The sequence below is a fragment of the Streptomyces sp. NPDC044033 genome (genome assembly GCF_056434425.1).
In genome coordinates this window covers 195106-207684 of the sequence record NZ_JBWKFF010000008.1, presented here as the reverse complement: position 1 = coordinate 207684, position 12579 = coordinate 195106, and the positions used below count along the sequence as shown (strand labels likewise).

Below are 12579 nucleotides of genomic sequence, written 5' to 3'. Positions count from 1 at the left end.
AAATCGGGGGGGGGGGGGAAAAACCCCCCCCCCCAAAAGAAAAATCAACCCCACGGGATCACGCGGGGGGGTGGATGCCCACCCGCGCGGGGCCAACCCCCCGCACCCCCAAGCCGACTACGCCTGAGACCTGGCCTTGAACGCGGCCTTACGAGCCTCCTTGGCCACCTTCTTGTCCGGGTGCAGCCTCCCCATCGCCTCAAGAACATCCGCGGTAGCCGGATGCGTCACCCGCCACGCCACGTCGAAGAAACCGTTGTGCTGCCCGACGAGCCCCTCCACCAGGCTCCGCAGCTCCTCCGTGTCCCCCTCCGCCGCCAGCTGCGCGGCGATCGTGTCCACGGTCAGCCAGAAGATCATCGACTCCGTCGGCTCCGGGATCTCCGTCGCGCCGTGCTCGGCGAGCCAGACCCGGGCGAGGCCGCCGAGCTGCGGGTCGTCGAGGACCTCGCGCAGCGCCGGCTCGGCCTCCGCCCCGACGAGCGTCAGCGTCTGCTGGCAGGCGAGGCGGCGCAGCGGCGCGGCCTCGTCGTCGCCACGGGCGGCGGAGAGCAGGTCGCGGGCCGCGTCGAGCGGCGCGCGGTCGGCCAGCCACGCCTCGGCCTCGGCGCGGGCAGCGCCCTCGGGGTGGTCGGGGAGCGCGCCGAGCAGGACGTCCGCGCCCTTGTCGGCGAGGTCGCCGACGGCCGGGGCGTCGACCCCGGCGTCGAGCATCCGGGCCCGTACGGCGAAGACGCCGAGCGGGGTGAGGGCGACCATGCCGTAGCGGGTGACGTCCTCCTCGCCCAGCGGCTCGGCGGGGTCCTCCTGGGGGATCCGGCCCTCGCCGTCGACCTCCTCGATGAGCGCCTCGTCGACAGGCTGGTACCGGACGATGCCAGTCGGCTCAACCATCCGGAACTGGTCGTCGAGGCGCATCATCGCCTCGGACACCTCTTCGAGGATCTCGTCGGTCGGCTCGTCCATGTCATCCGGGACGATCATGGACGCGGCCAGCGCGGGCAGCGGTACGGGCCGGTCGGCGGCACCGTCGTCCAGGGCGGTGAGCAGGTAGAGGTTGCCGAGCACGCCGTCGAGGAAGTCGGCTTCCTCCTCCGGGTTCCAGTCGAGCGAGTCGAGGTCGAGCTCGCCCCCCTCGCCGAGCTGCTCGACGATGTCCGCGAGGTCCGGGGCGGCGGCGTCGGCCAGTACGGTCTCCAGCCCGCCGAGCCAGACGTCGAGGATGTCCTGCGGGCTGCCCGAGGTGAGCGTGGCCAGCTCCTCGCCCGCGGTGGCGGTGCCGGAGGGCTGGTCGGGGTCGTCCGACTCCTCCGCCTCCGGGTCCTCGTCGAACTCGATCAGCCCGGTGTCCAGGGCGAGCTGCCAGGCCTCGGCCGCGTAGCCGGGCCCGTCCTCGTCGGCGAGGAGGCCGAGGTGCTCGGCGGCGGCGCGCAGCTGCTCGGCCAGCAGTTCGCCGCCCGCGCCGACGGGGGTGCCCTCCCCGGCCCAGCGGGCGAGCTTCGCGGCGCGCGCGAAGAGCGGCGCGGACAGCGCGTCCCGCGCGAGCTCCGCGTCGGAGTGCAGCCGCACCGGCGGCATGGTGGGGCGGTCTCCGGACATCTGGGGGTTCATCTCCTCGGGATACGGCCGCGCCCGCTCGCTCGGGCGCGCTGCTCAAGCCTAGACGGAACGGCAGGGCGCTTTCCTCCGGATGCGTCGAGAGCGGGTACGGGCCGCCGCGCCCTGTCCACACGCACCGGATACCGCTCCTGCGGTTCACGGGGGCGTCGGGCCGCGTACACCCGTAATCTCTTGACAACTTCCTTACGCACACAAGAGATTGACGCGCGTAGACGCTGCGTGGACACCGCACGCCGCCGCCCCGCCATCCGTCACTCCGCTCCGGAGGCTCCCAGATGCCCGCTCGCCGCCCGCTGACCCCGCCGTTCTCCCGGCCCTCACCGTCGTCTCCGCCCCCGCTGCGCAGGCCCGCGGCCGTCGCCGCGCTCGTCACCGCGGCGCTCGCGGCCGGGCTGCTCACCGCGCCCCCGGCCATGAGCGCCGGAGCCGCCCCGGCGGCCGGGAGCGCCGGGCCCTCGGCCTCGGACCACGGCCACCGGACCGAAGCCGCGGCCCCGGTCCGTATCCACGACATCCAGGGCAGCACCCGGATATCGCCGCTGGCCGGGCAGCGGGTGACCGGGGTGCCGGGCACCGTGACGGCCGTACGGGCCTTCGGCTCGGCGCGCGGCTTCTGGGTGCAGGACCCGCACCCGGACAAGGACCCGGCGACCAGCGAGGCGGTCTTCGTGTTCACGGGGTCCACCACCCCCGCGGTCGCGGTCGGCGACTCCGTACTCGTCTCCGGCACGGTCACCGAGTACTACCCCGGCGGGGCCGCCGCCGGGCTCCAGTCCGTGACCGAGCTGACCCGGGCGGCGTGGACCGTCGAGTCCTCGGGCAACGCGCTGCCCGCCGCCGTACCGCTGCGGCCGTCCACCATCCCGGACCGGTACGCGCCGGACGCGAAGGGCGGCTCCGTAGAGGGCCTCCGGCTGCGGCCGGCCCGTTACGCGCTCGACCGCTACGAGTCGCTGGAGGGAATGCGGGTCAGCGTCCGGGACGCGCCCGTCGTCGGCGCGACCAACACCCACCACGAGCTGTGGGTCACCGCCGAGCCGAGCCACGGCCGTACGGCGCGCGGGGGCTCGCTGTACTCCTCGTACAAGGACCCGAACAGCGGCCGGGTGAAGATCGGCTCGCTGCTCCCCCTCGCTGAGCACCCCTTCCCGGCAGCGAACGTCGGCGACGAGCTGACCGGCACCACCGCGGGGCCGCTGGACTACGACAACTTCGGCGGCTACACCATCGCGGCCACCGAGCTGGGCGCCCGCACCGACCGTCACCTGGCGCGCGAGAAGACCCGTAAGCAGGCGGCGGACGAGCTGGCGGTGGCCACGTACAACGTGGAGAACCTCTCGCCCAAGACCCCGCAGGCGAAGTTCGACCGGCTGGCGGGGGCGCTGGTGGACCAGCTCGCCGCGCCGGACATCGTGGCGCTGGAGGAGGTCCAGGACGACGACGGGCCGGCCGACAGCGGGCACGTCGGCGCGGACCGCACGCTGAAGCAGCTCACGGACGCCATCGCGGCGGCCGGCGGGCCGCGGTACCAGTGGCGGCAGATCGATCCGGTCGACGGCCAGGACGGCGGACAGCCCGGCGGCAACATCCGCAACGCCTTCCTCTTCAACCCCGAGCGGGTCTCCTTCACCGACATCCCCGGCGGCGACTCCACCACCCCGGTGAAAGTGGTGGGGCGCGGCGCCGCTACGGCCCTGTCCGCCTCACCGGGCCGCATCGCCCCCGCCGACGAGGCATGGCACGACAGCCGCAAGCCGCTCGCCGGACAGTTCTCCTTCCGGGGCCGGCCGGTGTTCGTGGTCGCCAACCACTTCAACTCCAAGGGCGGCGACCAGGGCCTCGACAGCCGCTTCCAGCCACCGGCCCGCCCGTCGGAGGTGCAGCGGCTGGGACAGGCCAAGGCCGTCAACTCCTTCGTCAAGGAGCTGACGGCAGCCGACCCGCGCGCCGACGTGGTGGTCGCCGGCGACCTGAACGACTATCAGTTCGCGCCCGCGCTGAAGGCGCTCACCGCAGGCGGGGTCCTCACGGACCAGGTCGGGCGGCTACCGAAGAAGGAACGGTACGGCTATGTCTACCAGGGCAACTCGCAGGTCCTCGATCACATGCTGACCAGCCGCCACCTGCGCCGGACCGACTACGACGTCGTGCACATCAACGCGGAGTTCGCCGACCAGGCGAGCGACCACGACCCGCAGGTGCTGCGACTGCGGCGGTAGCGTCCGGCCGCGTGGAGGCGCGGCCCGTGTACGCAGCGGGCTGGCCCGGGCCGCGTACATGGCGGGGCAACGCGACCCGCGTACGTGGCGGGGCAGCTCAACCCGCGTACGTGGCAGGGCAGCCCGGCTCGCGAATGTAGCCGGGTGGCCCCTCCGCGTACGTAGCGATGCGGCCCACCCCGCATACGCAGCGATGTGCCCCGGGTCGCGAAGTCGTCGGCGGCCGGGGCTTGGCTCGTCCCTAGATCTTCAGATACTGGGACGCCTGCAAGGAGTGCAGGTCGGCGAAGCAGCCGCCGGAGTGCAGCAGTTCGGCGGGCGGCCCCTGTTCGACGAGCCGGCCGTCGCGCAGCACATGGACGATGTCGGCGTGGCGCACGGAGGCCAGCCGGTGGGTGATGAGCACGATCGTGTGCCCGGCGTCGGCCAGGGCGCGGATCTGCTCGAACGCCTCGATCTCGGCCCGCGCGTCGAGCGCGGCCGTCGGCTCGTCGCAGATGAGCAGGGGCGCGTCGCGGAAGTGGGCGCGGGCGATGGCGAGCCGCTGCCACTGTCCTCCGGAGAGTTCCACGCCGCCGGTGAACTCCCGTGCGACCAGGGTGTCGAGGCCCCGCGGCAGACCGTCCACGAGCCGCCGCGCCCCGGCGTGCTCGGTGGACCTCTCGATGCCGTCCCGGTCCGCGGCCCGCCTCGGCTGTCCGATGCCGATATTGGTGTGCACGGTGAACGGCCAGCGCATGAAGGTCTGGTCGACCAGGGCGACCTGCTGGAAGATCTGCTCCCGGTCGGCTTCGGAGACCTCCACGCCGTCCCAGTGGATGGTGCCGGCCGTGGGCAGGCACAGGCCGCTGAGAAGCTTGGCGAGGGTCGTCTTGCCGGAGCCGTTCTCGCCGACGAGGGCCACGATCTGGCCGCGCCGGATCGTCAGGTTCACCTTGTCGAGCGCGGGCCGGACGGCGTCGGGATAGGTGTAGCCGACATCGGTGAAGACGATCTGTTCGGCCGGGAGCGGCAGCGGTACGCCGCCCGGAGGGATCGCGCGGCGCTCGGCTTCCTTGACGGCGCGGCGCAGGTCGAGGAAGAACAGCGACTGCTCGTAGAGGTGGTTGACCTGGGCGATCATGAGCCGGAGGTTGGCGGTGCCGTTGCGGATGGCGAGGACGGCGGTACCGGCGGCTGCCAGCGGCACCGCCTCATGGATGAGCAGCAGGGCGAGCGCGGTGTAGGTGAGGGCCGTCGCGACGCCGGCCAGGGCGCTCGCCGCGAGGGAGGTCGCCGCCTGGGCGTGCGCGAGCCTGGTCTGTTCCCGGCCCGAACTCTCCGTCATCCGCTCGAAGTGGTCGAGGAGGTACGGGCCGGCGGCGTGCACCCGTACCTCCCTGGCCGCTTCGCGCTGGGCCAGCAGCGAGGCCAGCAGGTTCTGCTGGCGGGTGTGGTCGAGCCACGCCTGGAGGGAGAGGTACGAGCGGCGCGCCGACCGTACGGTGCCCCATCCCTTGGGTACCGCGATGAGCCCGAGCAGCGGGAGGAGCGCCGGGTGCAGGAGGGCCAGGACGACGGCCGAGGCGCTGAGCGAGACCAGGGCGTTGATCACGCCGACGCTGTGGGCGACCATCCGGCGCGCGGCGGTCGCGCCGAGTTCGGCGGAGTCGACCAGCCGCCGGAACTCCGGGTCCTCGACGGCGGTGAGTTCGACGCGGATCACGCGGCGCAGAAGCTGGGCGGTGGCGGTGCGCTCGACCTTCGGTTCGAGGCGGCCGGTGGCGGCGAGGGAGACGGCGGCGAGTACGGCCGTGAACGCGCTCGCGGCGGCGACCAGGGCCAGTGAGGGCAGGGCCTGGTAGACGCGGTCGGGGGCGGGGACGGTGGCGAACAGGCTCAGCAGCACCTGGTTGGTGGCGAGCAGTCCGCCGGCGGCGGCGACGCCCTGCCCGATCTCGGCCGCGGCGACCGCGATCAGGGCCGTACGGTCCGCGGCCCAGCCGAGCCGCGCGGTGTCGGCGACGAGGGTCGGCAGGCGGCGGGCCATCGCGAGGAACGACACGCGCAGCCGGGCCATTTCGTGACCGGCGGCGGCGTAGTGCAGCCGGCCGCCGAAGAGCACGTCCTCGCTCGACGGCGGTTCCGAATCCTTGGGCATGCGGCACGTTCCTTAAATGGGAATGGTTAGCTGTTAGCCGTAGAGTCGCCAATTATCCCCGCTTACCGGATATCCCAATCCTCGGGTGGCGATATTTTCCGCCGATCCTGTTGACGGCTCGTCGGCGAATCGATTCAGCACTCACGTGACCGCCGAACCCCATCTCGACCTGCTGTTTTTCGCCGCACATTTTTGGCCAGTCGTACTTATTCACTCACATGAGCCATTACCCTCGGACGCTCTTGAGCAAATGCACTCACTGCTTCACCTTGGAAATCGAGCGGAGTGGTCAAGCACTCCGTACGTAATCGGGATCGAAAAACTCACCGGAAGGCAGGTATTTCCATGCCCATCGCGACCGCCACCCTCGAAGCCACCGAAGACGTCTTCGACCTCGACGTCCGGGAGATCGACGGAGTCGCACCCGAAGGGGGCGCCATGATCTCGCCGACGTCCGACTGCACCCGCTGCGGCTGCACCCTCTTCACCTGTCCGGAGACGGGCTGCCACTAGCCCTTGCGGCCGTGGACGTCCCTCCCAGGCCGGCGGGAGGGGCGTCCGCGCTCGGCTGTTCAGCGTCGGCATGCGCCATCGGGGAGATCGGAGAAGAGCGGGCATGAACGCCGAATCACTTTTCGCCTGTGCGGACTTCGCGATGCTGCGAGCGCCGGTCCATCCCGCGCACCGGACGCGGGACACCTGCCCGGACGTGGCGGAGGGCGCCCCCGACGAGGCGGACCGCCTCATCGACTATCTGCGCCGGGCCGCGGCGGAACCGCTCGTCCGGGAGGCCGTCAGCGTCTCCAGCGCCTCCCTCGGTCTCGTACTGGACCGGATCGCCGGGAGTGAGACCGGTGAGGCCGGTGCGATCAGCGCGGCCAGCTCGACCGGTGCGATCGGTGCAGCCGGTGCGGCCAGTTCGGCCGGTGCGGCCAGCTCGGCCGGTGCGGCCAGCTCGGCCGGTGAGAGCGGTGCGCGCGGTGATGCCGGCCAGGGTGGTGAGGCGGGTCAGGACGGTAGGACCGGGCAGGCCGGTGCGGCCGGACAGCGCGCCGCCGCGGCGCCTCCGAGCCTCGCGGAACTCCGGCGCGCCGCTCGGGCCCTGACCGGGTACCGGCTGCGGATGGCGGCCCGCTGCACGCCGTTCGGGCTGATGGCCGGGGTCGCCACGGCGGCGTTCACCGATGGCGACGGCGAGGAGGCGAAGGTCCGCTTCGGGGCGGAGCACCGCCGGGCGGTGCGCCCCGACCGGCAGTGGCTCACCGCGCTGCTGACCGACTGGGAGCGGCGGCCGGAGCTGCTGTGCCAGTTGCGCGTCACCCTCAACAACCTCTGCTTCGTGCGCGGCCGACGGCTCGTACTGCCCTATCTGCCGCACGCCGCCGACCAGGCGCGCTCGCACCGGACCGTGCACGAGGTGAGCGTGCGCCACACCTCGGCACTGCGGCTGGTGACGGAGCGGGCGCGCGGCCCGGTCCGCTTCGGCGAGTTGGAGCGGCAGCTCGCCGAGTCCTTCCCCGGCGCGCCGGCGGAAGCCGCCCGCCGGATGCTGACGCAGTTGGTGGAGAAGGACATCCTGCTCACCGAGGCGCGACCGCCGCTGGAGGCCACCGACCCGCTCGGCCATGTGCTCGGCGTCCTCGGGGCGCTGCCGGACCCCGCGGCCCTTCCCGAGCTCGCCGAACTACACCTTGTTCGCGACGCGTTGGCGGAATACGCCCAGCAGGAGGCCGGGCGGGGGACCGCGTCCTGGCGCGCCGTCACCGGCCGGATGGCGCGGCTGCGCCCGGCAGACCGCCTCGTCCAGGTGGATCTGGCGCTCGACGCCGATGTGACGCTGCCCCGGGAGGTGGCCGCCGAGGCGGAGCGGGCCGCGCGGCTGCTGTGGCGGCTGGCGCCCGAGGAGAGCGGCCCGGCACATCTGCGCCAGTACCACGAGGCTTTCCTGGAGCGGTACAGCACGGACCGGTTCGTGCCCGTGAAGGAGTTGCTCGACCCCGACGTCGGGCTCGGCGCGCCCGCCGGTTACAACATGCCACCGAGCCACCGGTTCGCGCGGCCGGAGGCCGTCACCGAGACCGAGCGGGACCGGCTCCTCACAGAACTGGCCCAGGAGGCGCTGCTGACCGGGGCGGCCGAGGTGGTGCTGGCGGACGACGGCACCGACCCCGTGATCCGCGCGCTGTCGCGGTCCGAGGGCACCCCGCCCGCCTCGCTGGAGCTGTGGACCAAGCTCCTCGCGGACTCCCCCGCCGCCTTGCAGTCGGGTGACTTCCAACTGGTGGTGACGGCGGGGTCGCAGACCGCCGGGGGCATGTTCGGCCGGTTCGCCTACCTGCTGCCCGACGACGCGCAGGCGGCCCTCGCCGCGCTCGCCCGCTCGGTGGCCCACCCGAACCCCGAGGCTCTGCCCGCCCAGCTCACCTACCAGACCTCGCACTCCCGCAGCGGCAACGTCTCGCAGGTCCCGCAGTGGCTGGAGCGCAAGGTGCCGGTCGCCGTGTACGCGGACCCGGCCGCACCCGGCCATCTGGATCTGGCGGACCTCGCCGTGGGCGCGGACATCCAGCGGCTGTTCGTCGTGGACCGGCGCAGCGGCCAGGAGGTGGTCCCCACCGCGTTCCATATGCTCGACTCCCAGTGGCAGGCCCCGAACGCCGCGCGGTTCCTGCGGGAGATCTCGCTCAGCGGTGTGCGGCGCTGGCGGCCGTGGGACTGGGGCCTGTCGTCGAACCTGCCCTTCCTGCCGCGGGTCCGCTGCGGGCGTACGGTCCTCTCGCAGGCCCGTTGGCGCGCGACCGACGCGGTGCGCGACATGGAGACCCCCTTCGAGCGGTGGGCGGAGGCGGTGGCCGCGTGGCGGTCGCGGTGGCGGGTCCCCGACCGGGTCTGCCTCTCCTTCTCCGACCAGCGCCTCGAACTGGACCTCACCCGGCCCCAGCACCTGCGGCTGCTCCGCCGCGAGCTCGGCCGCCGGCCGGGCGCCGAGCTGTACGAGGTGGAGGCCGGGGCGGGGCAGGACGCCGGGTGGCTGGTCGGACCGCTGGGCACGCACCGCAACGAGGTCGTCTTCCCCATGGTCACGCGGTACGGGCCGCACCGCGCCCGGCCCGCCGCGGCCGCCGAGCCCCGCAACCGGCTCTCGCCGCCGCGCCCGGCACCCGCCGAGCACCTGCCGGGCGGCCAATGGCTGTACGCGTCCGTGTACTGCGCGGCCGAGCGCCAGGACGAGCTGATCGCCACCGAACTGCCGTCGCTGCTGCACTCGCTGCCGCCCGAGGGCATCGACCGCTGGTTCTTCCTGCGCTACCGCGACCAGGAACAGCCGCAGCTCCGGCTTCGGCTGCACGGTGACCCCGGCGTCCTCACCGCGAAGGGGCTGCCGCGGCTCAACGAATGGGTCGCCGGGCTGCGCGCCTCGGGGCTGGCCAGGAGGCTGATCCTGGACACGTACGACCCGGAGGCCGAGCGGTATGGCGGCCCGGAGGCGATCGAGGCCGCCGAGCACGCCTTCCACGCGGACAGCCTCGCCGTCCTGGAGCAGCTCAGACTGCTGGACACCGGTCGCCTCACCGTCGACCCGCTGCTGCTCGCCGCGGCCAACTATGTCGACCTGATCAGGGTGTTCTGGCCGGACGACGCCGACACCGCCACGCCGGACGGCGAGCCCCAGTGGGTGCGCTGGCTGCTCGGCAACTACGCGAAGCACAGCGCCAGCGACGCGTACCGCACCTTTCAAAAGCGCCGCCGGGACGCGGTCGCGCTCATCGACCCGTACGGCGACTGGGCCTCGCTGCGCGAGCGCCCCGGCGGCGAGGCGGTGCTGGCGGCCTTCGCCCGGCGGGCCCCGGCCGTCGCGGAGTACGGCCGCACCCTGCGCCGCCTGTCGCCACCGTGGGCGCCGCCGCCGCAGATCCTGAACTCGCTGTTCCATATGCACCACAACCGGTTGATCGGCATCGACCGGGAGGGCGAACAGTCCACCTACGCCATCGCACGCGGCGCCGTCCAGGCCCACCGAGACCGCCGGAGGCACAACGGATGAATCCAGTGAGCACGCAGCGGGCCGCCGACGAGACGGCGGCGACGGGCGAAGCGGCCGGCGAAGCTGCGGCGACCGAATCGGTGACCGGCGAATCGGCGGGGAGCGTCGCTGCGGCGAGCGGCCGAACGGCGGCCGAGGGGGCGACGGCCGCGCGGGCGGCGTCGGTTGTCGCCGAACTGGCCGGGCGGCTCGCGGATCCGGAGGCGGTGGTGGCCGTCGCGACCGCCGACGGCAACCTCGACCGACCGCCGGGCCGCAGCCCGTTGCACCCCTGGGGCGGTGTCACCCTGGCCGAGGGGCACCCCGGCGTCGCCCTGCTCTTCGCCGAGCTCGCCCAGGACGACCCCCGCCACCGCGTCCACGCCCACGCCCATCTGGCCGCCGCCGTCCGTTCGCTGGCGGCCGGTCAAGGAGCGGGGCTCTACACCGGCGCGCCCGCGCTGGCCCTCGCCGCCTGCGCCGCCCGCCGCGGCCCGGCGGACTACGCCACCCTGCTCGACCGCGTCGACGTCCAAGTGATCGCGCGGATACGACAGTTGCTCGACACGGAGAACGAGCGGCTCGCGGCGCGCCGCGCCGGCGTGAGCATGGACGTCTACGACCTGATCCTCGGTCTGGCGGGGATCGGACGGTATCTGCTGCTCCGCGCGGACCGGCACCGGGACGCGCTCACCGACACGCTGGCGTATCTGGTCCGGCTCACCGAGCCCGTCCAGCACCGCGGGCACACCGTGCCCGGCTGGTGGGTGCCCGACGCGCCCGGCCTCGGCCAGGAGGCGCACTTCCCGCGCGGCCACTTCAACCTGGGCCTGGCACACGGCGTCTGCGGGCCCTTGGCGCTGCTCGCACTCGCCGAGGAGGCGGGCGTGACCGTGCCCGGCCAGCGGGAGGCCGCGACGCGGATCGTCGACTGGCTGCTCAGTCGGCAGTCGGACGACCTGAGCTGGCCGGCCGTCGTCAGCTGGGACGACGAGATCGCCGGGGCCCGCCCCCGCCCGGCGCACGGCCGCACCGCCTGGTGCTACGGCACACCGGGCGTGGCCCACACCGTGTATCTGGCCGGGCGCGCCTGGCGCCGCGACGACTGGCGGCTGGCCGCCGTGGACGCGCTGGCCACGTCCTTGGACGGCCCTCAGGCCGTGGTGGACTGCGGTCTGTGCCACGGCTGGTCGGGGCTGCTCCAGATCGCCTGCCGGATGGCCTGGGACAGCGCGGACGCCCGGCTGCTGGCGCGGCTGCCGCACCTCGCGGACCAGGTGCTGGCCGGTCACGATCCGGACCTGCCCCTCGGCTATCGCTACGCGGACACCCCGCCCGGCCTCTGGGCGCCCCACCGCGCGGGCTTCCTCGAAGGCACGGCGGGGATCGCGCTCAGCCTGCACACCTACGCCACGGGCACCGCGCCCCGCACGCCGTGGGATGCCGCGCTGCTGCTGGCGTGACGCCCGCCACGGACCAGCTCAGGAATCGCCGCTGCCGATGACTTTCGCCAGCTCGCTCTGGAACCAGTCCAGCCGGGCCTGCAACAGCGCCGCCTCGGCGACGAGTTCGGGGACCGTGCCACCCGCCCCGGACACTCGGAACGCCTCCGCCTCGGTCCCGGGCGCGACGGAGACGGCCAGCCGCTCCCCCGCCAGCCGCGCGAACCCCGGAAAGGAGATGCTCATCCGGTCCGCGGCGCAGCCCGCGCAACTGCCCGTCACGGTCCGCCAGCCCGCCCTCCCCCACCCGGCGTCGGCGAACCGGTCGGCGGTACGGCCGCAGGAGCAGGGGCCGACGCGCGCGGTGCGGACGCGCTGACGGGCGTAGCGCATGCCGCGCTCGTAGCGGATGTACGAGCCGAGCACAGTGATCTCCAGCAGGACCGCCAGGCGGTGCTCGGCGAGGCAGGTGAGGCCGAGGGCTTGGTCACGGGAGTGCAGGCAGTGGAAGCCGCAGTCGCAGCGGTGGGAGGGGCAGCGGTGGCGGCGCCCGTAGACGCAGCGCGCGTCGTCCAGTACGCCGTACGGAAGGCCGCCGCCGAGGGAGACGCCAGTGAAGCCCGCCCGGCGGCCGGTCTGGGACAGCGCCGGGTAGGCGATCTTGTATCCGGTCGGCGGCTCCGCCGGGCGTTCCTCCGGGAGCCGCAGCCTCATCGCGGTGCCGTCGCCTCGGCCCCGGCGACCACCGCGCCACCGTCGCCGCTCCCGGCCGCGATCCCGGCCCCGGCTGCGGTCTCGATCTCGGCTGCGATCTCGGCCCCGGCCCCGGCTTCGGAACCGGTCTCGGCCTCGGTATCGGCGGGAGCGGGCCGCATCGCGGTCGCGGGCGCCGTCTCGTACCCCTGCCGCTCGCGCTCCTCGGCGAAACCGACGGCGAGTGGTTTGCCCAGCCTCATATCGTCCTCCCCTGACCACTGCGATGGACAGCGAACCTCCCCATGGTGGCTCACCGGCGCGGGGATTGGCACCAGTGCGTCCCGGACACAGCACCGGGGGGGGGGGGGGGGGGGGGGGGGTGGGGGGGGGGGGGGGGGGGGGGGGGGAGACAAGGGGTCGCATTTTGTCACCCGGGGT

8 protein-coding genes are annotated in these 12579 nt (G+C 73.6%); 4 read left to right on the top strand and 4 right to left on the bottom strand.

All coding sequences use genetic code 11. The features are described from left to right. Positions 1 to 117 precede the first annotated feature (117 nt). Positions 118 to 1599: a hypothetical protein gene (locus AC07AB_RS16990; RefSeq protein ID WP_478566814.1), complete on the bottom strand. Its 1482-nt coding sequence runs from the start codon at positions 1597 to 1599 to the stop codon at positions 118 to 120. 296 nt (positions 1600 to 1895) lie between these two features. On the opposite strand from AC07AB_RS16990, the gene AC07AB_RS16985 reads away from it, so the two are divergent. Further along, the gene (locus AC07AB_RS16985) at positions 1896 to 3839 is read left to right on the top strand and encodes an endonuclease/exonuclease/phosphatase family protein (protein ID WP_478566811.1); all 1944 of its coding nucleotides are present in this window, start codon (positions 1896 to 1898) and stop codon (positions 3837 to 3839) included. Between the two features lie 241 nt (positions 3840 to 4080). On the opposite strand, the gene AC07AB_RS16980 is transcribed toward AC07AB_RS16985, so the two are convergent. Beyond that, positions 4081 to 5979, bottom strand: coding sequence for an ATP-binding cassette domain-containing protein (locus AC07AB_RS16980; RefSeq protein WP_478566808.1), 1899 nt, complete (start codon positions 5977 to 5979; stop codon positions 4081 to 4083). A gap of 345 nt (positions 5980 to 6324) precedes the next feature. Here AC07AB_RS16980 and AC07AB_RS16975 point away from each other — a divergent pair, with 345 nt between their 5' ends. The 3 genes from AC07AB_RS16975 to AC07AB_RS16965 all read left to right on the top strand — a co-directional run bounded on the left by AC07AB_RS16975 (position 6325) and on the right by AC07AB_RS16965 (position 11466). Then, the gene (locus tag AC07AB_RS16975; protein ID WP_478566806.1) at positions 6325 to 6492 is read left to right on the top strand and encodes a hypothetical protein; all 168 of its coding nucleotides are present in this window, start codon (positions 6325 to 6327) and stop codon (positions 6490 to 6492) included. Positions 6493 to 6595: 103 nt separating this feature from the next. Then, positions 6596 to 10024, top strand: coding sequence for a lantibiotic dehydratase (locus tag AC07AB_RS16970; protein WP_478566803.1), 3429 nt, complete (start codon positions 6596 to 6598; stop codon positions 10022 to 10024). A gap of 5 nt (positions 10025 to 10029) precedes the next feature. Continuing rightward, positions 10030 to 11466 (top strand): lanthionine synthetase C family protein, encoded by a 1437-nt coding sequence (locus AC07AB_RS16965; protein WP_478566800.1) that lies wholly within the window; start codon positions 10030 to 10032, stop codon positions 11464 to 11466. Between the two features lie 18 nt (positions 11467 to 11484). Here the strand turns inward: AC07AB_RS16965 and AC07AB_RS16960 are convergent, their stop codons facing one another. After that, on the bottom strand, positions 11485 to 12159 hold the full coding sequence (locus tag AC07AB_RS16960; protein WP_478566797.1) for a hypothetical protein: 675 nt from the start codon (positions 12157 to 12159) through the stop codon (positions 11485 to 11487). After that, the gene (locus AC07AB_RS16955; RefSeq protein ID WP_478566794.1) at positions 12156 to 12401 is read right to left on the bottom strand and encodes a hypothetical protein; all 246 of its coding nucleotides are present in this window, start codon (positions 12399 to 12401) and stop codon (positions 12156 to 12158) included. Before AC07AB_RS16955 ends, AC07AB_RS16960 begins: the two co-directional genes overlap by 4 nt. Positions 12402 to 12579: the final 178 nt, after the last annotated feature.

Bases quoted from the DNA above. Each gene is read 5' to 3' on its own strand.
- AC07AB_RS16990 (WP_478566814.1), bottom strand. From the start codon at position 1,599: ATGTCCGGAGACCGCCCCACCATGCCGCCGGTGCGGCTGCACTCCGAC.
- AC07AB_RS16985 (WP_478566811.1), top strand. From the start codon at position 1,896: ATGCCCGCTCGCCGCCCGCTGACCCCGCCGTTCTCCCGGCCCTCACCG.
- AC07AB_RS16980 (WP_478566808.1), bottom strand. From the start codon at position 5,979: ATGCCCAAGGATTCGGAACCGCCGTCGAGCGAGGACGTGCTCTTCGGC.
- AC07AB_RS16975 (WP_478566806.1), top strand. From the start codon at position 6,325: ATGCCCATCGCGACCGCCACCCTCGAAGCCACCGAAGACGTCTTCGAC.
- AC07AB_RS16970 (WP_478566803.1), top strand. From the start codon at position 6,596: ATGAACGCCGAATCACTTTTCGCCTGTGCGGACTTCGCGATGCTGCGA.
- AC07AB_RS16960 (WP_478566797.1), bottom strand. From the start codon at position 12,159: ATGAGGCTGCGGCTCCCGGAGGAACGCCCGGCGGAGCCGCCGACCGGA.
- AC07AB_RS16955 (WP_478566794.1), bottom strand. From the start codon at position 12,401: ATGAGGCTGGGCAAACCACTCGCCGTCGGTTTCGCCGAGGAGCGCGAG.